Origin of the sequence: Nonomuraea typhae (genome assembly GCF_009760925.1) — a bacterium.
GTDB classification, from domain to species: Bacteria; Actinomycetota; Actinomycetes; order Streptosporangiales; family Streptosporangiaceae; genus Nonomuraea; species Nonomuraea typhae.
The window spans coordinates 123,794-146,822 of the sequence record NZ_VRLV01000007.1; the positions used below are offsets into that span (position 1 = coordinate 123,794).

The window sequence follows — 23,029 nt, forward strand, 5'->3', positions numbered from 1 at the left end:
TTGCCATGCTCGCCGTCGTAGGGCTGCTGAGCTCCTGTGGTGGCGGCGGCACGGGGGCGGCGGCCAAAGCGGCCGGCGGCCAGCCGAAGTACGGCGGCACGCTCACCTACCTGGAGCACCAGCCGCCCACCTGCCTCTACCTCCCGGCGGCCGGGTTCTATCCCAACGGCGGCGTGCTCAACCAGCTCACCGACAAGCTCACCTGGCAGAACCCCGAGACCCTGAAGATCGAGCCGTGGATCGCCACCAAGTGGGAGGTCAACGACGACGCCACCGAGTACACCTTCCACCTGCGCGACGGCGTGACCTTCAGCGACGGCAGCCCGCTCGACGCCGCGGCGGTCGCGGCCAACTTCGACGTCTACGGCAAGGGCGACGAGAAGCTCAAGCTGCCGCCGGCCGAGTTCGTCAACAACTATGAGCGCTCCGAAGTCGTCGACGCCAAGACGGTCAGGTTCTTCTTCGACAAGCCCTCCCCGGGCTTCCTCCAGGGCACCTCGGTGATCGGGGCCGGGCTGGTGGCCAAGAAGACGATCGGCCTGCCGTACGAGGAGCAGTGCCAGCTCAAGAACGTGATCGGCTCGGGACCGTTCACCGTGGCCAAGCAGGTCGTGGACAAGGAGATCGACCTTCAGGCGCGCAAGGACTACAACTGGGCGCCGCCGTCCGCCAAGCATCAGGGGCGCGCCTACCTCGACCTGATCAAGATCATCGTCACGCCCGAGGACAACGTCCGGGTGGGCGCGCTGACCTCCGGCCAGGCCGACTACGTGCGCTACGTGCAGGCGTACGACGAGCAGACGGTCAAGTCGGCCGGCTTCACGGTCAGGGCCGAGCCCACGCGCGGCGTCAACAACGGCCTGTACCTGCGCCCGGCCAACAGCATCCTCAAGGACATCAGGGTCCGCCGGGCGCTGCTGAAGGGCACGAACGCCAAGGAGGTCGTGGACACGCTCTTCACCGAGAACTACCCGCAGGCCACCTCGGTGCTCAGTCACCTGGCCCAGGGGTACGCGGACCTGTCGAAGGAACTGGTCCACGACCCCGACGGCGCGAACAAGCTGCTGGACGAGGCCGGCTGGGTCCAGGGCGCCGACGGCGTCCGGGAGAAGGGCGGCGTCAAGCTGAACCTCGGCGTCTTCGTGGCCGGGCCGCAGCCGCTGTCCAAGCAGACGCTCGAACTCGTCGCCCAGCAGTGGGCCAAGCTCGGCGTCAAGCTGGAGATCCGCCCCGCCGACGCGGGCACCCAGGCCGTGGACATCAAGAACGCGGAGAAGACCGCGGTCTCGCACAGCATGGTCGGCCGCGCCGACCAGGACGTGATCAAGAGCCAGTTCCACAGCAAGAACCGCGACGTGATCCTGTCCAACGACGCCAAGCTCGACCGGCTGCTGGAGGAGCAGTCCGCCCTGCCCGACGTGGACCGGCGCAACGCCAAGGTGGCCGAGATCCAGCGGTACCTGATCGAGCAGGCGTACGCGATCCCGCTGTTCGAGGAGCCCCAGGTGTACGGCGTGGCCCCGTACGTCCAGGGGGTGGCCTTCGAGGCGGTGGCCCGGCCCAGCTTCTACTCCGTCTGGCTGGATAAATGAGGAAATATCTGGCCAAGCGGGTGGGGCAGGCGCTCCTGGTGCTCTGGGCGGCCTTCACCGCCGCCTACCTCCTGCTCCAGGCCATGCCCGGCGACTCCATCCTGATCAAGTTCCAGAACCCGGAGCTGGGCCTGTCACCCGAGCAGATCGCCCAGATTCGCCAGTACTACGACGCCGGCGGCTACCTGCACACCGTCCTCGGGTTCGTGCGCGGCGACTTCGGCTACTCGGTCGACACCGGCACCCCGGTGCTGGAGCGGCTGGCAGAAGGGCTTCCGGAGACGGCCAAGCTGGCCGGCGCCGCCTTCGTCCTGGCCGTGCTGCTGGCCGTGCTGATCGCGGTCGCCGCCAGTCACAGCTCCCGCCTGCGCGGCCTGCTGCTGGCGGTGCCCGCGCTGTTCATCTCGATCCCGGCCTTCTGGCTGGGCATCCTGCTGATCCAGGTGTTCTCCTTCCGGCTCGGCCTGGTGCCGGTCATCGGCGGCAGCGAGATCCAGCAGCTCGTCCTGCCCGTGCTCACGCTCGCCGTGCCGATCTCCGCGCCCATCGCCCAGGTCCTGGCCCGCAGCCTCGACCAGGTCTTCACCCAGCCGTTCGTGCCGGTCGTGGCCGCCAAGGGCGCCTCGCGCTCGTGGATCCTGTGGCGGCACGTGGTCCGCAACGCGCTGCCGCCCACGCTGACCGTCGCCGGGCTCACCTTCGGCGAGCTGATCGCCGGATCGGTCGTGACTGAGACCGTCTTCGGCCGCAACGGCATCGGCCGCCTCACCGAGCAGGCGGTCAACGCCCAGGACACACCCGTGCTGCTGGCCGTCGTGGTGCTGGCCGCGACCGTGTTCGTCCTGGTCAACTTGGTGGTGGACGTGCTGTTTCCGGTGCTCGACCCGAGGCTGGCGCGATGAAGGTGCTCTCCTGGCTGACGATCGCCGTCGTCGTGCTCTGGGCGATCGTGCCGTGGGTGTTCACCGGCCACGATCCGCTGGCCGGCGTGCCGGCCGACAAGCTGCAGCCGCCCAGCGCCGCCCACTGGTTCGGCACCGACGCGGTCGGCCGCGACGTGTTCGCCCGCGTCGTGCACGGCTCGGTGCACTCGCTGTCGGGCGCGTTCGTGGCGGTCGGCGTCGGGCTGGTGCTGGGCACGCTGCTCGGCCTGCTGGCCGGCGCCGCGGGCGGGGCGGCCGACGAAGTGATCATGCGAGGCGTGGACGTGCTGCTCTCGGTGCCCGGCCTCCTGCTGGCGCTGACCGTGATCATCCTGCTCGGCCCCGGCACGGTGAACGTGGCCATCGCCGTGGGCATCGCCTCGGTCGCCGCCTTCGCCCGCCTGTCCCGCGCCGAGGTGGTCAGAGTACGGCGCAGCGACTACGTGGAGGCCGCCTTCGGCAGCGGCGGCACCTTCGCCGGAGTCCTCTGGCGGCACGTGCTGCCCAACTCCCTCGGCCCCGTGGTCGCGCTGGCCGCCCTGCAGTTCGGCGTGGCCATCCTGGCCATCTCCACCCTGGGCTTCCTCGGGTACGGCGCCGAGCCGCCCACGCCCGAATGGGGCCTGCTGATCTCCGAGGGCCGCAACTACCTGGCCACCTCCTGGTGGCTGACCACGCTGCCCGGCGCGGTCGTGGTCGCCGTGGTGCTGGCCGCCGGCCGTATCTCGAAGGAGATCCGATGACTCTGCTCGACGTCAGGGACCTGCGGGTGTCCTACCCGCAGGCGCGCGGCCTGCGGCGGCAGGGCGGGCACGAGGCGGTCAAGGGCGTCTCGCTGCGCGTCGAGGAGGGCGAGTTCGTCGCGGTGGTGGGCGAGTCGGGCTCGGGGAAGACCACCACGGCGAACGCCGTCATCGGCCTGCACCCGGCCGACAGCGGCCAGATCCTGCTCAACGGCACCGACATCGCCGGCTGGTCCCAGCGCCGCCTGCGGGAGATCCGCGGCACCAGCATCGGCCTCGTCCCCCAGGATCCGGCCAACTCGCTGAACCCGGTCAAGAAGGTCGGCGTCCAGATCGCCGAGACCCTCCTCATCCACAAGCATGGGGACAAATCCGCACGCAGGCGCCGGGTCCTGGAGCTCCTGGAACGCGTCGGCCTGGACGACCCGGCCCGCCGCGCCGGGCAGTACCCGCACGAACTGTCCGGCGGCATGCGCCAGCGCGTGCTCATCGCCGCCGCCATCGCGCTGCGCCCCAGCCTGCTCATCGCCGACGAGCCGACCAGCGCCCTGGACGTGACCGTGCAGCGCCGCATCCTCGACCTCATCGACGACCTCAGGCAGGAGTACGGCACCGCCGTCCTGCTGGTCACCCACGACCTGGGCGTGGCCGCGGCCCGCTCCGACCGGCTCGTGGTCATGCGCGACGGCGTGGTCGAGGAGAGCGGCGGCACCCGCGAGGTCCTGGCCGCCCCGGCCGCCGCCTACACCCGCAGGCTGCTGGAGGACGCGCCCGCGCTGAGCACCCGGTCCTTCAAGCAGCCCCCGGCCGGCGAGCCCGCGATCGTCGTGCGGGACCTGGTCAAGGAATTCGGCGGGTTCCGCGCCGTGGACGGGATCGGCTTCGAGGTGACCCGGGGCAGCACGCACGCGCTCGTGGGGGAGTCCGGCTCCGGCAAGACCACCACCGCGCGCATGGTCACCCGGTTCGCCGAGCCCACCTCCGGGGTCGTGGAGATCCCGGGGATCACCGAGTTCCGCCGGGGCGTGCAGCTCGTGTACCAGAACCCCTACGGCTCGCTGGATCCCCGGCAGACCGTGGCCGAGATCGTCGAGGAGCCGCTGCGCAACTTCCGCCTCGGTGACCGGGCGGCCCGCCGTACCAAGGTGAAAGAGCTGCTGGAGCGGGTCGCGCTGCCCGAGACGCTGCTGGCGCGCAGGCCCCGCGAGCTGTCCGGCGGCCAGCGCCAGCGGGTCGCGATCGCCCGCGCGCTGGCCGTGGAACCCCAGGTGGTGGTGCTGGACGAGGCGGTCTCCGCGCTGGACGTGACCGTCCAGGCGCAGATCCTGGAACTGCTGGAGCGCCTCCAGCGCGACCTCGGCCTGACCTACCTGTTCATCTCGCACGACCTCGCGGTGGTGCGCCAGATCTCTCACACCGTTTCCGTCATGAACAAGGGACGCATCGTGGAATCAGGGACGACCCAACAGATCTTCGACAGCCCGCGGCACGAGTACACGCGCGAGCTGCTGGCCGCGGTGCCGGAGGCGGTGCGATGACCCGGCTCGGCTTCTTCACCCGGCTCCTCGACGACGTCCCGCCCCGCGAGCGCTACCGGCTGGCGCTGGAGCAGATCGTGCACGCCGAACGCCTCGGCTTCGACACCGCCTGGGTGGCGCAACACCACTTCGACGGCGACGAGGGCGGGCTGCCCGCGCCGCTCGTCTTCCTCAGCCACGTGGCCGCGCGCACCTCCCGGATCCGGATCGGCACCGGGATCATCACGCTGCCGCTGGAGCACCCGGTCCGGGTGGCCGAGGACGCCGCCGTGCTCGACCTGCTGTCCGGCGGGCGGCTGGAGGTCGGAGTGGCTGGAGGCGGCACGCCCTCGGCGTTCGAGGCGTTCGGCAAGGACCCGTCCCGACGCAACGAGATCTACGCCGAGCACCTGGCCGTGCTGGTCGACGCCTGGTCCGGCGGCGACCTGGGCGGCGGCAAGCGGCTCTACCCGCAGGCGCCGCGGCTGCTGGAGGCGATCTGGGAGGCGACGTTCTCGGTCAGCGGCGGCGAACGCGCGGGCAAGGCCGGGCACGGGCTGATGCTCTCGCGCACCCAGCCGCGCCCGGAGGGACGGCCGGGGCTGTCGCTGGCCGAGATCCAGAAGCCGATCGTGGACGCCTACTACGCCGCCCTGCCCGCCGGGGTGGCCCCGCGGATCATGGCCTCGCGCACCGCGTTCGTCGCCGAGACCCGCGAGGAGGCGCTGCGCTGGGCGGCCAGGGGGCTGGCCAGACCCGGCCTGCCCCAGCCCGACGGCGGCGGCGTGGACGAGCTCATCGCCGCCTGGGACGCCCACGTCGGCACCCCCGAGGACGTCGTGGCCAGCCTGAAGGCCGACCCGACCCTCAAACGCGTCACCGACCTGGTCTTCCAGGTCCATTCCATCGACCCGCCCCACGAGCAGACCCTGCGCTCCATCGAACTCCTCGCCACCGAGGTCGCCCCCGCTTTGGAAGGAACCACGGTATGACCCTGGACGTGATCGACCGGCTGGCGGGCATCCAGCCGGGATCACCCCTCGACAAGCTCCGCGAGCGCCGCCCCGAGGCGCGCGAGCACGCCCAGCGCAGCTACGAGGCGCTGTTCTGCCCCGAATCGGAGGACGAGGTCACGCTCATCGAGCGCGACGCCGTCGCCGCGTTCGTGGCGGGGCTGCACCGCGACGCCGCCGTGACCGACTTCTACGCCGACCGGCTCGGCGAACTCGCCCCCGACCTGCTCGCCCGGGTCCGCGAGGAGATCTCCGCCGGCCTCACCTCCGGCCCCTACGGCGTCTACGCCGAGCCCGAACTGGCCGCCGAGAACACCGCCGGCCCCGTGCACCGCTCGGCGCTCGACGGCCGCCTGGCCGCCGCCTTCGACCACGCCCACCTGCTGGTCTTCCGCCCTCGCGAAGCCCGCAGGGAAAGCCTCCAAGCCCTGCTCGACGCCGGATGGAGCACCACCGGCATCGTCACGCTCTCTCAGCTCGTCGCCTTCCTCACCTTCCAGATCCGCGCCATCGCGGGCCTGCGCCTGCTGGGAGCCGCCGCATGAAGTTCACCCAGGACCACCTCGGCTGGCGCCCGTGGCTGGCGCCGCTGGCCGAGGAGGAGCTGACCGACGAGCACTGGGAAGCGCTGGTCGACAAGGGGCGGGCGGCTTCGCCGTACTTCCTGCTGCTCGCCCGCGACCCGCACATCCTGCACGCGCGCACCAAGACCGACCTCGACATCTTCCACAACGCCGACGGCGGCCTCCCGCGCGCCGAGCGCGAACTGGCCGCGACCGCGGTCTCGCGGCACAACGGCTGCGTCTTCTGCGCCTCGGTGCACGCCCGCTTCGCCAGCCACCACGCCAAGCGCGCGGACGACGTGCAGCGCCTGCTCGACGACGGCGTGGACGCGCACCAGGACCCGCGCTGGCGGGCGGTCATCGACGCGGCCGTCGCCCTGGCCGCCACGCCGGGCGCGCTGACCGGGAAACACGTGGCCGCGCTGCGCGAGGCCGGCCTCGACGACCTGGCCATCAGCGACGTCATCCATTCCGCCGCCTTCTTCAACTGGGCCAACCGGCTCATGCTGTCCCTGGGAGAACCCGAATGAGCACTCTTGACCACCTTGTCTACGCCGTGCCGAACCTGCTGGAGGGGGTGGCCGGGTTCGCCGAGCGGACCGGGGTGCACCCGGTGGCGGGTGGCGCGCATCCCGGTGGCACCGCCAACTACCTGGTCGGGCTGGGGGAGGGCGCCTATCTGGAGATCATCGGGCCGGACCCGGACGTCGCCGGAGCCCGGCCCCGGGCGTTCGGGCTGGAGACGTTGACCGCGCCCGTGCTGGCCGCCTGGGCGGTGCGTCCTGACGACATCGACGAGCAGGTACGGCAGGCCCGGCAGGCCGGGTACGACCCGGGTGACGTGCAGCCGCTCTCGCGCCGCAAGCCGGACGGGACGCTGCTGGAGTGGCGGCTGACCCGGCGCGAGGACCCGGCCGGGGTGCGGCCGGTGCCGTTCCTCATCGACTGGGGGAGCACAGAGCATCCGTCTTCTGCGGGGTTGCCGCAGCTTTCCCTGGAGGCTTTCAGCATCGTTCATCCGGATCCGGCGGCGGTGACGGCTTCCCTCAAGGCTGTTGGGGTGCATGCCGACGTGGTGGCCGGGGCCGTGGGGCTTCGGGCTGTGCTGGGCACGCGTGAGGGTGCGGTGGAGCTGGTATGAGCACGTTGCGGGAGTACCTGAAGCAGAAGCGGGCCGCCCTGCTGGAGCGCCGGGCGGCGGCTTCTGACGGGCCGGTGCCGTTGCACGCGACCGTCACCGCCGAGGGGCGCAGCGGGGTGCGGCGCATTCGCATCCGTGAGCATCAGATCCTCAGCGACAGCCGGGCCGATTTCGCCGGGTACGACCTGGGGCCGGGCTCGCCCGAGCTCCAGGCCGGGGTGCTGGGGAGCTGTGTGACGCACATCTTCCTGATCAAGGCGGCCGAGCTGGAGGTGCCGCTGGACTCGCTTGCGGTGGACGTGCGGGCTGAGTACGACCCTCGGGCCCAGCTTCCGGGCAACACGGATGTCCCTGTCTATCCGCAGAACTTCCGCTACGAGGTGAAGATCGACTCGCCGGCCTCCGACGAGGATCTGGCCAGGCTGCATGCCGAGGTGGAGCGCGTCTGCCCGATCCTCAACCTCATCAGGAACCCCCAGGAGATCAAGGGGGAAATAGTGCGAGTCTGATGGCTTTTGGGGAAGGATGTTGGGGTGTTCGATCATGCCCCGAGCTCGGGGCTGCGCCATCCTCGCGCGGCCCTGAGCAGCGACGCCCCTGCCATCGACCTCAACGGCGCGTGGCGCTTCCGGTTCTCCCCGGACGTCCACGCGCCGCTCGACTTCGCCGACCCCTCCTACGACGACTCCGCGTGGGACACCCTGCCGGTGCCCGCGCACTGGCCGCTGCACGGGTACGGCAGGCCCGCCTACACCAACGTCTCCTATCCCTTCCCGATCGACCCGCCCCACGTGCCGGACGAGAACCCGACCGGCGACTACCGGCGCGTCTTCGAGGTTCCCGGCGGCTGGGACGACGCGGTGCTGCGCTTCGACGGCGTCGAGTCCCATGCCCGGGTCTGGCTGAACGGGCACGAGCTCGGATACACCACCGGCAGCCGCTTGGCCGCCGAGTTCACGGCCGGGCCGTACCTCGTGCCGGGGCGCAACGTGCTGGCCGTGCGCGTGCACCAGTGGTCGGCGGCCAGCTACCTGGAAGACCAGGACATGTGGTGGCTGCCCGGCATCTTCCGCGACGTCACGCTCACCCGCTCCACCGCCGACCTTTTCGTGCGCGCGGAGGCGGACGGGCGGCTGAGCTTCGCGGGCGAGGGCGTGCTCAGCCTGCCGGAGCTGGGCGTCGACGGCCTGCGGCCGCGCGTGGAGGTCACGGTGCCCGCCGAGCCGTGGAGCGCCGAGACCCCGCGGCTCTACGACGCCGTCTTCACCACCACGACCGAGACCGCGCGGCTGCGCGTCGGCTTCCGCACGGTCGCGATCGAGGACGGCGTGCTCCTGGTCAACGGCGTCCCGCTGAAGCTGCGCGGGGTCAACCGGCATGAGTTCCACCCCGACCACGGGCGGGCCGTACCGTACGAGACCATGCGCGCGGACGTGCTGCTGATGAAACGGCACAACGTCAACGCGGTCAGGACCAGCCACTACCCGCCCCACCCCGGCTTCCTGGACCTGTGCGACGAACTGGGCCTGTGGGTGGTCGACGAGTGCGACCTGGAGACGCACGGCTTCGGCCAGGTCGGCTGGCGGCGCAACCCCAGCGACGACCCCGCCTGGGCCGCCGCCTACGTCGAGCGCATGCGGCGCATGGTCGAGCGGGACAAGAACCACCCGTCCGTGATCATGTGGTCGCTCGGCAACGAGTCCGGGACCGGACGCAACCTCGGGCTCATGGCCGACTGGGCGCGCGAGCGTGACCCGTCCCGGCCGCTGCACTACGAGGGCGACGTGACCTGCGCGGACACGGACGTCTACAGCCTCATGTACGCCACGGTCGCGCAGGTCGAGGCCATCGGCCGCGGTACCGAGGAGCCTCTGGACGATCCCGTTCTCGACGCCCGGCGGCGGGCGATGCCGTTCGTGCACTGCGAGTACGCGCACGCCATGGGCAACGGGCCCGGCGGCCTGCTGGAGTACCAGGAGCTGTACGACGCCTACCCCCGGCTGGCCGGCGGCTTCATCTGGGAGTGGATCGACCACGGCCTGCGTCACCCGGAGCTCGGCTACGCCTACGGCGGCGACTACGGGGAGCCGGTGCACGACTCCAACTTCGTCATCGACGGCCTCGTCTTTCCCGACCGCACGCCTTCGCCGGGGCTGCTCGACCTCAAGGTGATCTTCGCGCCGGTCCTGATCACCTTCCCGTCACCGGGGGAGGTCGCGATCGCGAGCAGGTACGGCTTCCGCGACCTTTCCCACCTGCGGTTCGAGGCCGTCGTGGGCGGGTCCGCGACCGTCGTCGACGTTCCGGCGGAGGGCGGGACGGTCAAGCTGCCGGAGTCCGGGCCGTTCGAGGAGGAGACCTGGCTGACCGTGCGGGCGGTGCTGGCCGAGGACAGCGCGTGGGCTCCGGCGGGGCACGAGGTGGCCTGGGGTCAGGTCTGCGTGGCGCCTTCCGGTGACGTTTCCGGCAGTTCGGAGGGGGCGGGAGCTACGGCGGACGCCTTGGGCGGTGGCGAATTCGACGCGGTTTCCGGGCGGCTGACCCGGTTGTTCGGCGTCGAGGTCGAAGGCCCGCGGCTGGAGGTCTGGCGCGCCCCGATCGACAACGAGCGCTTCGGCGGCCTCGACTGGCACTGGCGGACCATGGGCCTGCACCGCCTGACCCACCGCGTGGACGACGTCGAACGCGCCGCCGGCCGCCTGGTCGTGCGCACGCGGGTCGCCCCGGCCGCCGCCGACCTGGCCCTGCGCACCACCTACACCTGGACCGGCGGGCCGGCCGGCCTCCAGCTCGAGGTGCACGTGATCCCGGAGGGCGACTGGCCGCACCCGATCCCGCGCCTCGGGGTGGCCATGGCGCTGCCCGGCGGCTTCGACCGGGTGACGTGGTTCGGCCGCGGCCCCGGCGAGGCGTACCCGGACACCGGGTTCGCCGCCCGGGTCGGCACCTGGAGCGCCACGGTGGACGAGCTCCAGACGCCGTACGTCTACCCGCAGGAGAACGGCCACCGCGCCGGCGTCCGCTGGGCGGAGCTGACCGACGCCTCCGGCGAGGGGCTGCGCGTCTCGGGCGCCTTCGGCCTGACCGCCCGCCGCTGGACCACCGCCGACCTGGAGCGCGCCCGGCACCTGACCGACCTGACGCCCGGCGACCGCGTGCACCTCAACCTGGACCTGGCCCATCACGGCGTCGGCTCGGCCGCCTGCGGCCCCGGCGTGCTGCCGCGCTACGAGCTCCGGGCGCAGGAGGCCACCCTGGTGCTGCGGTTCGCTAGGGTGTCGAACCGTGACAGGAGACCTTAAAGAACGCGTCCGGGAACTACGGGCCACCGGCCGGTCGCCCAAGGAGATCGCCCGGGCTCTCGGCGTCAAGCCCTCCGTGGTGGCCCCGCTGGTGCGGGAGATCGCCGCGGAGGCGGTCACCGGCGGCGGCCCCGCCCTGGTCGGCAGCTGGATCAACACCGGCTGGAGCACGGGCCTGTCGATCGACCCGTCGTACGGCTGGACGGACGAGGCGGCCGGAGAGCCGGACACCGGTGGCCTGGTCAGCGTGCTGGTGGCGCGCCGGCACGGCTACGACCGGGTCTCCGTCTGCGGCTACCTGGCCGACGTCTACTGCCTGGGCGTGAAGGTCACCCACGGCCCGGAGATCATGGACGAGCGCGGCATGCGCCAGTTCCGCGACTTCTTCTTCAGCGACTACTCCGGCTACCAGGAGGCCCCGATCGAGCTGGCCCGCCAGATCGTCTACGGCTCCGAGGAGTACGCCAAGGGTCTCGGGTTCGAGTCGTTCGAGGACTTCGAGCTGACCAAGGGCCACCTGGGCGACCTGGAGGGGCCGACGGCGATCACCTTCGGCCGCAACGGCCGCCCGTTCTACGTCCCGAGCCCGCAGGACGACCAGAACAAGGTCCACCGCCAGCTCCGCCGCGCGGTCGGCGACGCGTTCGACTACGTTGAGATCGACACCGAGGACGACGCATGAGCCTGACCGCTTTTGGGGACTGCGTGGTGTGAAAGTGGCCGCTGGTTTCCCATAAGCGGAGGGCGAACGCCGGTGCGGAACGACCGACTCCGGGACGCGGGTGGCGCGCGTTGATCGAAGCGCCGCTCACCTGGGGGCAACAGGACGTCTGGCGTGCGGTCCTGGCCGCGGAGCCGCAGGAGCAGTACCTCAACCTCGCCCGCGTGTTCGCCGGGCCGAAACGCCCGGTCACCGTCAGGCAGGCCCGGCTCGCCCTGGACCGGCTCGTCGCCCGGCACGAGGCGCTGCGCACCCGGCTCACCGGTCCCAGGGAGGCGCCCCGGCAGCTCGTCGCCGAGACGGCCACGCCGTACCTGGAGATCGTGGAGGGGGAACGGGCTCATCGGGTCTCCGAGCGGTTGTCGGCCAAGCCGTTCGACTACTGGCGCGAGTGGCCGCTGCGGGCGGCGTTCGTGGTCGGCGACGGGTTCGTGCGGCAGGTCGTGGTGGTGCTCTGCCCCCTGGCCGCCGACGGGCTCGGCGCCGACCTGGTCGCGCGTGACCTCCGGCTGCTGCTGTCACGGGGCGAGCTGCCGCCTCTGCAGGCGGACCGGCCGCGGGACCTCGCCGGCTGGCAGGGCTCGGCCGACGGGCGCGGGCACTCCGACGAGACCGTCGCCTGGTGGCTGGCCGAGTACGCGCGCATCGACCCGTTCGAGCTGACGGCGAGCCCGCACCGGCCCCGGTACGTGGAGGCGACCATGACCTCCACGGCGCTGGCGGCGGCGGTGCGGACGGTGGCGGCGCGGCGCCGGGTCGCCTCCTCCGCGGCGCTGCTGACCGGGGCCCTGAGCCTGGTGGGGCGGCTGACCGGGCAGCGCTCCTGCGGCATGCGGGTGATCGTCGACAACCGCTTCACCGGCGGGCGGCACGACGTCGTCTCCACGCTCGCCCAGGAGGGCCTGGTGGTGCTGGAGCCCGGCACCCCCGACTTCGGCGCGCTGGCCCACCAGGGTGCGCAGGCGCTGCTGAGGGCCTGCCGGCGGGCGGAGTACAACCCGTTCGCGCTGGAGGAGGCGCTGGCCGGGTCACGGGCACGCTCGTTCGGCCGTTTCCACGACGGCCGCGCGGTCCGCCGCGATCCGCCGCCCGAGCTGGACGCGCGCCAGATCCGGCGGGCCATGGACAAGACCGACCTGGCCTGGACCGACGCCATGGACCGCAACATCTCCGACTTCCGCCTGTACGTCAGCGGGGAACCCGACCGGATGGACGTCTCGCTCCGGGCCGACACGGGGCTGCTGTCGCCGCTGGCCATCGAGGCGTACCTGCTGGACCTGGAGCGGTTGTTCGTCGAGGAATCGCTGGTCGCGTGAGCCGGCCGGGCATATGATCACCGCAGTTCCCGGTCTGGAGGGCGCATGGCGGACTCTCGTGAGCACACCTACCCCGGCACCCGCGGCGCCCTCACCGCCCGCGAGTGGCCGCACCCCAGCCCGCGCTATCTGGCCGTCCTCGTCCACGGGTACGGCGAGCACGCCGGACGCTACGAGCACGTCGCCGATCTCCTGGTACGGCACGGCGCCGCCGTCTACGCCGTCGACCACATGGGACACGGGAAGTCGGCGGGCGAACGCGTCCTGATCCACGACTTCGACGAGGTCGTCACCGACGTACACCGGCTGGAGGAGCACGCGCGTGCCGCGCACCCGTGGGTGCCCGTCGTGGTGATCGGCCACTCGATGGGCGGCCTGATCGCGGCCCGCTACGCGCAGCGCTACGGCGCCGACCTGGCCGGGCTGGTGCTGTCCGGGCCCGTCATCGGGGCGTGGGACGTCATCGGGGTCCTGCTGGCCATGGACGAACTGCCCGACATCCCGATCGATCCCGCGACCCTGTCCCGCGATCCGTCCGTCGGAGCCGCCTACGCCGCCGATCCGCTCGTCTGGCACGGGCCCTTCAAGCGGGCCACGCTGGAGGCGTTCGCGCGGGCGCTGACGCAGATCGCCGAGGGCGGTTCGCTGGGTTCGCTGCCCACGTTGTGGATCCACGGTGAGGACGACCAGCTCGTGCCGCTCAGCGGCAGCAAGGGCGGGGTCGAGGCGATCAAGGGCGACGACCTGACCGAGCGGATCTACCCCGGCGCGCGGCACGAGGTGTTCAACGAGACCAACAAGGACGAGATCCTGGCCGGGGTCACCGCGTTCGTGGATCGCATCCTGCCGTAGATGACTTTTCGGCGCTCGGCCGGTCTACCTTCATGTGAGTGTCGCCCTGCTCGAGCGAGCCGTCAGCTACACCCTCGGCAGCCTGGTGCTGGCCGAGCCGGCGGCGATGGGCAACCGGACACCCTGCGCGCAGTGGGATCTGCGCGCGTTGCTGGCGCACATGGACGACTCCTTGCTGGCCTTGGCCGAGGCCGCCGACCTGGGCCACATCGACCTGCCGGGCGGCGATGACCTGCCTGGTGACGGCGTGCTTGGTGACGGCCGGCTCGATGACGGCCTGCTTGGTGGCGGCCTGCGTGGTGACGGCCGGCTCGGTGGCGTCGGCTCGCGCCTGGGCGGCTCCGGCGGCGATCCGGTGGCGCGCCTGCGGTGGCGCGCCTGCCGCCTGATCGGCGCGTGGTCGCAGAGCGCCCGGTGCCCGATGCCGGTGGGGGTCGGGGAGGCGTGGCTGGCGCGGGAGGTGGTGGCGGGGGTGGGCGCCCTCGAGGTGGCGGTGCACGGCTGGGACGTGGCCCGCGCCTGCGGCGGTGACCGCCCGCTGCCCGATCGGCTGGCGCGCGAGCTGCTGGAACTCGCCGTGGTGTTCGTCGCCGACGACGACCGCCCGCACCGCTTCCATCCGCCGGTACGGCCGGCCTCACCTGCGACTTCGTCCGATCGTTTACTCGGCTTCCTCGGCCGGTCGCCTTGACAAATATATTTTTCAAGGCCACCCTGTGAGGCATGCACGACATCGCGGTGATCGAAGATCCGGCCGCCGCCGAGGCGTCGCTCGACCCGATGCGCACCCGGCTGCTGGCCGAACTGGCCGAGCCCGGATCGGCCACCACACTGGCCGCCAAGGTCGGGCTCGCCCGGCAGAAGGTCAACTACCACCTGAAGACGCTGGAGAAGCACGGCCTCGTCGAACTCGTCGAGGAGCGCAAGAAGGGCAACTTCACCGAACGGGTCATGCGGGCCTCCGCGGCCTCCTACGTGATCTCGCCCAGCGCGCTCAGCGCCGTCCAGCCCGACCCGGCCCACGCACCCGACCAGCTCTCGGCCCGCTGGCTGCTCGCCCTCGGCGCCCGCATGGTGCGCGAGGTCGGCGCGCTGCTCACCGGCGCCGCCAAGGCCAGGAAGCGCGTGGCCACCTTCGCCCTGGACGCGGAGGTGCGCTTCGCCTCCGCGGCCGATCGGGCCGCCTTCACCGAGGAACTCGCGCAGGCGGCAGCCGTCCTCATCGGCAAGTACCACAGTCAAGAAGGGCGCGATCACCGGCTGCTGATCGCCGTCCACCCGGCCGTCAAGGAGCCAGAGCATGGGTAAGGATTTCAGGATCGAGAAGGAAGCCGAGCTTCAGGCCGGCCCCGAGCAGGTCTGGGACGCCATAGCCACCGGCCCCGGGCTGAGCTCGTGGATGTTCCCCTTCGCCGTCGAACCCGGCGTGGGCGGCACCATGCGCCTCGACCTCGAGGACTACACCGAGGAATCCGCCATCACCGGCTGGGACCCGCCGCACCGCCTCGCCGTACGGGGGAGCGAGGGCGAGGACGGCACCGTCATGGCCTACGAGTACCTCATCGAAGGCCGCGACGGCGGCACCACCGTCCTGCGCTTCATCCACTCCGGCCACCTGGGCGACGGCTGGGGCGACGAGTACCTCGCCAACCTCGGCAGCGGCTGGGACCAGTACTTCTTCACCCTCGCCCAGTACTTCCTGCACTTCCCCGGCCGCACCGCCGCCTACGTGCTGGCCGAAGGCCCCAAGGGCGTGAAGGACCCGTGGCCCAGGCTCAGCGCCGCCCTCGGCGTCCCCGCCGACGTCGCTCCGGGCGATCCGGTACGGCTGGCGCCCACAGGAGCCGAAGGCGTGACCGACTACGTGGTCCGGGAGGGGGACGCGGGCTTCCTCCTGGGCGTGCGCTCCCCGGACGCCTTCTACCGCTTCTACGGCAAGGGCGACGGCGTCGACCTGGCCGTCCACCTGTTCGGCGGCGACGACCCGAAGGAGGAGGCCAGGGTCTGGAAGGCGTTCCTGGAGGCGCTTTCCTAGTCCGCCTTCCCCAGGTGGTAGGCGCCGGCCCCGCCGTACAGGAACCAGTCGCCGGCGGCCCAGGCGGGGCCGTCCAGTTCGCGGACCGTGTCGATACGGGGATCCAGCACCACGGCCGCCCGATCGGTGGAGTAGACGACCAGGTTGGCCCCCGCGGTCAGCCTGGCCGGGCCGTCCGGCACGCCGAGGCTCGGGCGGGGCTTCCACGTCGTCCGGTCGAGCCTGTGCAGCATGTCGTTCTTGGCCCAGGCGAAGATGTGCCGGTTGACGGCGGCCCGCCAGTCACGGCCGGACATGTCCTCCTGGATCGGGCGTTCGGTGATGATCTGCCCGGTCTCCAGGTTGAGCACGCGGACCACCTTGTCGTTCGACGGCTCGACGACGAACGCCTCCGGGTGGTCGACGGCGACCACCTCGCCCAGCACCGTCTTGCCGTGGTCGGGCAGAAGCGCCCCTCGCGCGCAGCCCTTGGCCGCCCAGGGCTGCAGCATCGGGTCGTGGGCGACGATGACGCCCTTGCTCACCCACACCCCCGAGTCCTTCGCCACACCCTGGGGGCTGATGGTCAGCATCTGGCCCTGGGCGTCGCGGCAGAGCAGATCGAAGTCCCGGGCCCAGGTGCGTACCCCGCCCGGTCCCGCTGCCACGCCGGTGCCGGTTTCGGACTTTCCGGCGCTGATGCGGGTCAGGCGGCCGTCGCCGGGAGCGGCCTCCCACAACTCGCCGTCCGGTGTACGGCCGACCACGGTGCCGTCCTCGCCCAGGAAGTCGGGGACGAAGGGCTTACCGGTGGGAGTGGTCGCCTGGATCGTGGTCGTGGGGCCGGGGGAGGGGGTGCCCGCCGGGGGCGTCGTCTGGAGGGGCGGGCAGTCGTCGGGGGGTTGTCTCGTGGCGTTGAGGGTGATCGTCGGGAGGTCGGCCGGGTCGATGGTGCTCTCCACCACGTCGGGCAGCATCGTGAAGGTGGCTTCCGCCGCCGGCGGGAGGAAGCGATCCGTGGTGGAGGTGGGCTTCTTCGAGGGCGGGATCGGTGGGGTGATATCGGCGGGAGTCGTGGTTGGTGGCGGCGGTGGGGTGGTGTCGGCGGGAGTCGTGGGTGGGGTCGGGTTCGGCGGAGGGGTCGGGTCGGGCGAGAAGGTGTTCGGGGGAGGTTCGGTGGCGGTGATGGTCGGGAGGGTGATGCACGGAGGCGGGGAGGCGGGGGAAGACGGCGGTGTCGCCGACGTGATGGCCGCGCTGGACGTGCGGTCGGCGGCCAACTGGTTCAGCGTGACCGGGATCGCCGCCACCAGCACCGCCGTGCCCGCGGCCGCCGCCGCGACCAGCATCCTGCGCCGCCGGCGCCGTGCCGCCACCTCCCGGTGCACCCGGTGTGCCAGTGAGGGGGACGGCTCGCCGTACACCTCACTGAGCCGCCCGAGCCGGGCGAACAACTCGCGATCATCCATGACCGGCCTCCTCGCGCTCCATAGCCGCCCGTAACTTCGCCAGGGCTCTGGACGCCTGGCTCTTGACCGTCCCCCGTGAGCAGCCCAGCAGGGTGGCGATCTCCTGCTCGCTGCGTTCCTCGACGTAGCGCAGCACGAGTACGGCCCGCATCCGCGGCGGCAGCGTGGCCAGCCGCGTGTGGAGTTCGGCGTCGGCCAGTACCAGTTCCAGCGCCTGGTCCTCGCGCGCGGGCTCGGGCGGCGCCGCGACGCTGACCTCGCGCAGGGGGCGGCGCCAGCGGTTGGCCATGATGCGCAGCATGGCGGTGCGCACGTAGCCCTCCGGGTCGTCCTTGCGCCGTACTCGCCGCCAGGACAGTCCGGTGCGCGTCAGCGCCTCCTGGACCAGGTCCTCGGCATCGTGCCGATCGCCGGTGAGCACGAGCGCGTAGCGGAACAGCGCCCCCAGCCGGTCCGCGACGAAGCTCTCGAACGTCACCGTGTCGTCCACGTCCCCAAGGACACACCGGCACCCGCCGAGGTTGCATCCTTTCCCGCGGACCAGTGATTCATCATCGCTATCATCGCCACATGGTGATGAACGGCGGTGTCCGCACGCAGGTCGCCGCGCCCCCGGCCCGGCCCGGCACCCGCTGCTCATGACCTACCGCGGCTGGGTCTCCATCGCCCCCGGCCGCCTCTACTACGGCGGCCGGATCACCCCCGGCGACCTCCACACCCACTACGCCGCCCAACTGCTCATCGGCCCCGGACTGGTCCTGCGAGACGCCGCCGGCGACTCCCGCCCGCTTCCCGCCGCCCTCATCCCGGCCAACACACCCCACGCCATCGTCTCCGGTACGTCAACCGGCCTCCTCGCCCTGATCGACCCCGCCCAGACAGGCGTGCCAGGGTGGCTGAGAGACCCGCGCGGCGGGCCTCCCCGGGACGGGCGACCGCCGGAAGGACATTCCGCCGCCTCCTGGGCGGTCGATCTCGACCCGCCCACCCGCTTCGACCTGCCGGCCCTTATCGCTCTGGTGGACGACCTGACCGGGACGCCGCCGGGCGGGCGGCACCCCGCGCTCGTGGCCGCTCTGGAGGTCGTCGCCCGTACCCTGCCCGCACCGGTACGGCTGGCCGCCGTGGCCCATGCCGTACACCTGTCGGAGAGCCGGCTGGCACACCTGTTCACCGGGGAACTCGGCCTGCCCTTCCGCCCCTACGTGTTGTGGGAGCGGCTACGGGTGGCGCTGACCTCCACGGCCCAGGGCGCCTCGCTGACCACGGCCGCGCACGAAGCCGGATTCGCCGACGCGGCCCACCTGACCCGCACCGTCCGCCGCATGATGGGCGACACCCCTTCGGCCCTGGCCACCGGCGTCCGCTGGCTCCCCTTCCCGTCGCGGGGATAGCAGGTTCGTTCAAGCCTGCCGGTGGCCGAGACGGGCAATCTGACCAGCGTGATTATCGTGATTGGCGCCGGTCAGGCGGGGCTTGCGGCAGGGCGGGAGCTTCGGCTGGCCGGACATGAGGTGCTTCTGCTGGAGGCGCGGTCCCGGCTCGGCGAGACCTGGCGACACCGCTGGGATTCCCTGCGCCTGTTCACTCCCGCCCGCTTCAGCGCGTTGCCCGGTCTGCCCTTTCCCGCTGCCCCCGGCCACTACCCGGACAAGGACGAGGTGGCCGCCTATCTGGAGGTGTACGCGGCGCACTTCGGCCTCCCCATTCGTCTCGGCAGCCCGGTCACTCGGCTGCGCCGTACCGCGGACGGTCTGTTCGAGGTTCAGGTCGGGAGGGTGGACGATCGCTTCACCGCGTCCGGGGTCCTGGTGGCCACGGGACCCTTTCAGCGTCCCCACGTGCCGGACCTGGCCCTGCCCGAGACGATCACCGGGTTGCACAGCAGCGCCTACCGCGGCCCCGCCCAACTCCCGGACGGCCCCGTGCTGGTGGCGGGCGCGGGGAATTCGGGGGTGCAGATCGCCGCCGAACTGGCCGCCACCCGGACGGTCACGCTCGCGGCCGGGGGGCGGCAGGCCGTGGCGCCGCAGCGTGTGATGGGGGCCGACATCTTCACCTGGTTGTCGTTGTCCGGCCTGGTCAGGGCGCCGGTCTCGGGTGCTGTCGGGCGGTGGATGAGGAAGCGTGATCCCCTGATCGGCATGGGTCCCCGGCACCTGCGGCGGCGGGGGGTGCGGGTTACCGGGCGGGTGGTTTCCGTCGATGGGCGGTTCGTGCGCACTGCCGATGGGCAGCGGCTGGCGCCGGCCGTGGTGATCTGGGCTACGGGTTACCGTTCCGACTATTCGTGGTTGCAGGTGGCCGGCGCCCTGTCGGACGGGCTTCCGGTGCACGAGGAGGGCGTGAGCCCGATCCCCGGTCTGGTGTATGCCGGCCTGCCGTTCCAGCGCAGTCGTGGCTCGGCGCTGCTCGGCTGGGTGGGTGAGGACGTGGCCCGGGTGGTCGGGCGGCTCGTGGATCGCCCGGGCGGGCGGAGTTGAGCGTCCGGGCTGGCAGAGATGGGTGGGGGCAGGGGTGGGTTTCTGCGTACAAATCGGGATATGTTGGGGCGGTTTTGGGTGCACGGTTAACTGGAATGGGTGCGTGTAATCAGGGGATTTCGCCAGTGGCCTCGACGGTTTGCCGTCTGATGTGAGAATCTCAGAATTCGTGGCTTTCTGGGGATTGTCCCGAAAGACGTTCGGTACATGAACGTGGCGCGCTATTGCACGGGCGGTGCGTATTGCCCGTGCGGCAAGGGAGGCGGTGATCCCATGCGAGATCCAGAACCCGTTCTCAGGTCCCCCCGGCGGAAATTCGGCGCATATCTCCGCGAATACCGAACGGCGGTGGATATGCGACAAAAGGATCTGGCTGACGCGCTGGGCTGGTCGTTGTCGAAGATCAGCATGGTGGAGCGCGGCGAACGTCCGGCCGACGAGGAGTTCGCGAGGCAGGCCGACCGCGCGCTGCAGGCGGGCGGGGCGCTGCTGGCGCTCTGGCGGGAGACGGCCGACTCCGCCGCGCGCTGGCCGGTCTGGGTGGCGCGGCTGGTCGAGATCGAGCAGCGCGCGGACATGCTCCGGGTCTGGCAGCCCCTTCTCGTGCCGGGGCTGCTCCAGACGGAGGAATATGCGCGCGCCGTCTTCCGCGGCAAACCGGGCACCACCCCTGATCTCGTGGAAAAGGATGTTGCAACCCGAATGGAGCGACAAAGCATCATAAAAGCGGAAAGTGGGCCTATCCTGCGCGTGGTCCTGGACGAGGGAGTGCTGACCCAGCCCATCGGCAGCGAGGCCGTGATGGCGGAGCAGATGGCGCACCTCGCGGCGATGGACGAGCATCCACGAGTCAACATCCATGTCCTTCCGCGAGATTCCTGGGTGACCACCGGCCTGCAAGGGTCGTTCATCCTCGCCAGCATGTCTGGAATGCCGGATATGGCGTACATAGAGTCGATTACCTTGAGCCAGATCACCGCGGACGCCGCATACGTGCTGGAAACCAAGTCGAGGTTCGAGGTGCTGCACGGCGACGCGTTGTCCCGCCGGGCCTCGCTGCAGCTGATCAAGGAGATGGAGCGCCGATGGACGTGACCCCGGAGCAGTTGCGCGACGCGACGTGGCGCAGGGCGACTCGTTCGGGGGACGCCGGGGACTGCCTGGAAGTCGCGCCTCTGCCCGGCGGCCGCGTCGGCATCCGGGATTCGGAGCACCCCGAGATCGGGCCCTTCGTGGTCAGCGGGTCGGTGTGGCGGGCCTTCGTCGACGGCGCCAGGAAGGGCGAGTTCGACTTCTGAGGAGCCCGCTCACCGCTTGCGGATATCCGGGCATGTCCGTGTGCACCATCATGGCGATGACCGTGGGCACCGACCCATCCCGGAGCGGCAGCCGCTCGGCGTCGGCCTGGACGAGGGACAGGCGGCCCCGGGCAGGCCGCAACCGGTGCCATGACCTCGCCTCCCCAACGATCGTGCGTCACCCACGTCGAGAACGACGCTAACGGCGGATCCGGCCCCCGTCCGTCGAGTCAGCCATCGGCGGATTCCTCCTCGTGCAGGGTGGCGAGCACCTGGGCGCCGAACTTGGCCAGCTTGTTCTCCCCGACCCCGCTGACCGTGCCCAGCTCGGGCAGGGTCGTGGGGTTGAGGGTGGCGATCTCGCGCAGCGTGGCGTCGTGGAAGATGACGTACGCGGGCACGCCCTGCTCCTTGGCCGTCGCGGCGCGCCAGGCACGCAGCCGTTCGAAGACGGGGCCCGCCTCGGCGGGGAGGTCGGCCTGGCGGGCGGCGGCTTTGGCCTTCACGCCACGGCCGGCCGGGCGGGGTTTCAGGTCGCGGCGCAGGTTCACCTGATCCTGGCCACGCAGGACGCCGCCGCTCCTGTCGGTGAGGACCAGGGTGCCGTGGGCGGGTTCGACGGCCAGGATGCCCTGGGCCAGGAGCTGGCGGACGATGCCGTGCCACTCCGCCGACGACAGGTCCTGGCCCACGCCGAACACGGTCAGGCTGTCGTGACCGAACTGCTCCACCTTGGCGGTCTTCTTGCCGAGCAGGATGTCCACGATCTGGCCCACGCCGAACTTCTGGCCGCGTTCCTTGGCCAGCCGGTAGACCGTGGACAGCACCTTCTGGGCGGGGACGGTGGCGTCCCACGTCTCGGGCCGGCTGTGGCAGGTGTCGCAGTTGCCGCACGGGCCGGTGCCCTTTTCGCCGAAGTAGTCCAGCAGCATCACGCGGCGGCAGGTCACGGTCTCACACAGGGCGAGCATGGCGTCGAGATGCAGCGCCTGGCGGCGGCGGTGCGCCTCGTCGCCTTCGAGCGCCAGCTTGCGGTGCTGGACGACGTCCTGCAGGCCGTACGCCATCCAGGCGGTGGCGGGCAGGCCGTCGCGGCCCGCGCGGCCGGTCTCCTGGTAGTAGCCCTCCAGCGACTTCGGCAGGTCGAGGTGGGCCACGAAGCGCACGTCGGGCTTGTCGATGCCCATGCCGAAGGCGATGGTGGCCACGACGGTCAGGCCCTCCTCGCGCAGGAAGCGAGCCTGGTGGAGGGCGCGGACACGGGCGTCGAGACCGGCGTGGTAGGGGATGGCGGCGATGCCGTGGTCGGACAGGAACTCGGCGATCTTCTCGGCGGAGGAGCGGGACAGGCAGTAGACGATTCCGGCGTCGTCGGGGTGCTCGGTGCGGATGAAGTCGAGGAGCTGGCGTTTCGGATCGCTCTTGGGGGCGATGCGGTACTGGATGTTGGGGCGGTCGAAGCTGGCCACGAAGTGGCGGGCCGCGTCGAGGCCGAGGCGGCTGGAGATCTCCTGATGGGTCTCCGGGGTGGCGGTGGCGGTCAGCGCGATGCGGGGCACGTTGGGCCAGCGCTCGTGCAGGCCGGAGAGCATGAGGTAGTCGGGGCGGAAGTCGTGGCCCCACTGGGATACGCAGTGGGCCTCGTCGATGGCGAACAGGGCGATCTCCCCCTTTTCCAGGAGGCGGATCGTGGAGTCGACCCTCAGCCGCTCGGGGGCGAGGTAGAGCAGGTCGAGGTCGCCGGCCAGGAAGGCGGCCTCGACCTCCTGGCGTTCGCCGAAGTCCTGGGTGGAGTTGAGGAAGCCCGCGCGCACGCCCAGCGCGGTCAGGGCGTCGACCTGGTCCTGCATCAGCGCGATCAGCGGGGAGACGACCACGCCCACGCCCGGTCTGACCAGGGCGGGGATCTGGTAGCACAGCGACTTGCCGCCGCCGGTCGGCATGAGGACGAGCGCGTCGCCGCCGGCCACGACGGTTTCGATGATCTCCTGCTGGCCGGGCCGGAAGGAGTCGTAGCCGAAGACGCGGTGCAGAACCTCCAGGGGCGTATCCATGCGGCTACCTTACGTGACGACGGGGACG

General features: G+C 71.4%; 23 protein-coding genes. 20 read left to right on the forward strand and 3 right to left on the reverse strand.

The genetic code is table 11. From position 1 onward, the window contains the following. Nucleotides 1-5: 5 nt before the first annotated feature. The 16 genes from FVE25_RS26510 (at nucleotide 6) to FVE25_RS26585 (ending at nucleotide 15,718) form a co-directional block, all read left to right on the forward strand. Nucleotides 6-1,592, forward strand: a complete 1,587-nt coding sequence (locus FVE25_RS26510; RefSeq protein ID WP_246267476.1) for a TIGR04028 family ABC transporter substrate-binding protein — start codon at nucleotides 6-8, stop codon at nucleotides 1,590-1,592. Then, entirely contained in the window at nucleotides 1,589-2,494 is a 906-nt protein-coding gene (locus tag FVE25_RS26515) for an ABC transporter permease (RefSeq protein WP_157249788.1), read from the forward strand. Before FVE25_RS26510 ends, FVE25_RS26515 begins: the two co-directional genes overlap by 4 nt. Then, nucleotides 2,491-3,258, forward strand: coding sequence for an ABC transporter permease (locus FVE25_RS26520; protein ID WP_157249789.1), 768 nt, complete (start codon nucleotides 2,491-2,493; stop codon nucleotides 3,256-3,258). The genes FVE25_RS26515 and FVE25_RS26520 overlap by 4 nt, the downstream gene beginning before the upstream one ends. Continuing rightward, complete coding sequence (locus FVE25_RS26525) at nucleotides 3,255-4,796, forward strand: dipeptide ABC transporter ATP-binding protein (RefSeq protein ID WP_157249790.1); 1,542 nt, start codon at nucleotides 3,255-3,257, stop codon at nucleotides 4,794-4,796. Before FVE25_RS26520 ends, FVE25_RS26525 begins: the two co-directional genes overlap by 4 nt. Further along, nucleotides 4,793-5,767: a putative FMN-dependent luciferase-like monooxygenase gene (locus tag FVE25_RS26530; protein WP_157249791.1), complete on the forward strand. Its 975-nt coding sequence runs from the start codon at nucleotides 4,793-4,795 to the stop codon at nucleotides 5,765-5,767. The genes FVE25_RS26525 and FVE25_RS26530 overlap by 4 nt, the downstream gene beginning before the upstream one ends. Continuing rightward, nucleotides 5,764-6,333: a CMD domain protein gene (locus FVE25_RS55415; protein ID WP_157249792.1), complete on the forward strand. Its 570-nt coding sequence runs from the start codon at nucleotides 5,764-5,766 to the stop codon at nucleotides 6,331-6,333. Before FVE25_RS26530 ends, FVE25_RS55415 begins: the two co-directional genes overlap by 4 nt. After that, nucleotides 6,330-6,881, forward strand: a complete 552-nt coding sequence (locus FVE25_RS55420) for an alkylhydroperoxidase domain protein (RefSeq protein WP_157249793.1) — start codon at nucleotides 6,330-6,332, stop codon at nucleotides 6,879-6,881. The genes FVE25_RS55415 and FVE25_RS55420 overlap by 4 nt, the downstream gene beginning before the upstream one ends. Continuing rightward, nucleotides 6,878-7,492: a VOC family protein gene (locus FVE25_RS26545; protein ID WP_157249794.1), complete on the forward strand. Its 615-nt coding sequence runs from the start codon at nucleotides 6,878-6,880 to the stop codon at nucleotides 7,490-7,492. Before FVE25_RS55420 ends, FVE25_RS26545 begins: the two co-directional genes overlap by 4 nt. After that, nucleotides 7,489-8,001 (forward strand): OsmC family protein, encoded by a 513-nt coding sequence (locus tag FVE25_RS26550; RefSeq protein WP_157249795.1) that lies wholly within the window; start codon nucleotides 7,489-7,491, stop codon nucleotides 7,999-8,001. The genes FVE25_RS26545 and FVE25_RS26550 overlap by 4 nt, the downstream gene beginning before the upstream one ends. A 24-nt stretch (nucleotides 8,002-8,025) precedes the next feature. Then, a complete protein-coding gene (locus tag FVE25_RS26555) occupies nucleotides 8,026-10,794 on the forward strand; it encodes a glycoside hydrolase family 2 TIM barrel-domain containing protein (RefSeq protein ID WP_246267478.1) in 2,769 nt (922 codons plus the stop codon). Further along, entirely contained in the window at nucleotides 10,778-11,476 is a 699-nt protein-coding gene (locus tag FVE25_RS26560) for a helix-turn-helix domain-containing protein (RefSeq protein WP_157249797.1), read from the forward strand. The genes FVE25_RS26555 and FVE25_RS26560 overlap by 17 nt, the downstream gene beginning before the upstream one ends. Before the next feature lie 110 nt (nucleotides 11,477-11,586). After that, nucleotides 11,587-12,831, forward strand: a complete 1,245-nt coding sequence (locus FVE25_RS26565; RefSeq protein ID WP_157249798.1) for a condensation domain-containing protein — start codon at nucleotides 11,587-11,589, stop codon at nucleotides 12,829-12,831. A 45-nt stretch (nucleotides 12,832-12,876) separates the two neighbouring features. Continuing rightward, complete coding sequence (locus FVE25_RS26570) at nucleotides 12,877-13,683, forward strand: alpha/beta hydrolase (protein WP_157249799.1); 807 nt, start codon at nucleotides 12,877-12,879, stop codon at nucleotides 13,681-13,683. 34 nt (nucleotides 13,684-13,717) lie between these two features. Next, nucleotides 13,718-14,374 carry a DinB family protein gene (locus FVE25_RS26575; protein ID WP_157249800.1) on the forward strand — a complete coding sequence of 219 codons (657 nt, stop codon included), beginning with the start codon at nucleotides 13,718-13,720 and terminating at the stop codon, nucleotides 14,372-14,374. Between the two features lie 32 nt (nucleotides 14,375-14,406). Further along, nucleotides 14,407-14,991 (forward strand): ArsR/SmtB family transcription factor, encoded by a 585-nt coding sequence (locus FVE25_RS26580; protein ID WP_157249801.1) that lies wholly within the window; start codon nucleotides 14,407-14,409, stop codon nucleotides 14,989-14,991. Continuing rightward, entirely contained in the window at nucleotides 14,984-15,718 is a 735-nt protein-coding gene (locus tag FVE25_RS26585; RefSeq protein ID WP_157249802.1) for an SRPBCC domain-containing protein, read from the forward strand. The genes FVE25_RS26580 and FVE25_RS26585 overlap by 8 nt, the downstream gene beginning before the upstream one ends. Here the strand turns inward: FVE25_RS26585 and FVE25_RS26590 are convergent. Further along, nucleotides 15,715-17,166, reverse strand: coding sequence for a hypothetical protein (locus tag FVE25_RS26590; protein ID WP_157249803.1), 1,452 nt, complete (start codon nucleotides 17,164-17,166; stop codon nucleotides 15,715-15,717). The two genes, FVE25_RS26585 and FVE25_RS26590, sit on opposite strands and share 4 nt — an antisense overlap. Beyond that, nucleotides 17,159-17,656 carry a SigE family RNA polymerase sigma factor gene (locus FVE25_RS26595; RefSeq protein WP_246267480.1) on the reverse strand — a complete coding sequence of 166 codons (498 nt, stop codon included), beginning with the start codon at nucleotides 17,654-17,656 and terminating at the stop codon, nucleotides 17,159-17,161. The genes FVE25_RS26590 and FVE25_RS26595 overlap by 8 nt, the downstream gene beginning before the upstream one ends. Nucleotides 17,657-17,804: 148 nt before the next feature. Between FVE25_RS26595 and FVE25_RS26600 the strand changes: the two genes are divergently transcribed. The 4 genes from FVE25_RS26600 (at nucleotide 17,805) to FVE25_RS26615 (ending at nucleotide 20,947) form a co-directional block, all read left to right on the forward strand. Further along, nucleotides 17,805-18,560, forward strand: a complete 756-nt coding sequence (locus tag FVE25_RS26600) for a helix-turn-helix transcriptional regulator (RefSeq protein WP_157249805.1) — start codon at nucleotides 17,805-17,807, stop codon at nucleotides 18,558-18,560. A 48-nt stretch (nucleotides 18,561-18,608) separates the two neighbouring features. Next, the gene (locus FVE25_RS26605) at nucleotides 18,609-19,649 is read left to right on the forward strand and encodes a flavin-containing monooxygenase (RefSeq protein ID WP_219825653.1); all 1,041 of its coding nucleotides are present in this window, start codon (nucleotides 18,609-18,611) and stop codon (nucleotides 19,647-19,649) included. Nucleotides 19,650-19,922: 273 nt separating this feature from the next. Then, complete coding sequence (locus FVE25_RS26610) at nucleotides 19,923-20,744, forward strand: helix-turn-helix domain-containing protein (protein ID WP_281367903.1); 822 nt, start codon at nucleotides 19,923-19,925, stop codon at nucleotides 20,742-20,744. Further along, the gene (locus FVE25_RS26615; RefSeq protein ID WP_157249807.1) at nucleotides 20,735-20,947 is read left to right on the forward strand and encodes a DUF397 domain-containing protein; all 213 of its coding nucleotides are present in this window, start codon (nucleotides 20,735-20,737) and stop codon (nucleotides 20,945-20,947) included. Before FVE25_RS26610 ends, FVE25_RS26615 begins: the two co-directional genes overlap by 10 nt. 230 nt (nucleotides 20,948-21,177) lie before the next feature. Here FVE25_RS26615 and recQ read toward each other — a convergent pair whose 3' ends face one another. Next, a complete protein-coding gene (gene recQ / locus FVE25_RS26620; RefSeq protein WP_157249808.1) occupies nucleotides 21,178-23,001 on the reverse strand; it encodes a DNA helicase RecQ in 1,824 nt (607 codons plus the stop codon). Nucleotides 23,002-23,029 lie beyond the last annotated feature (28 nt).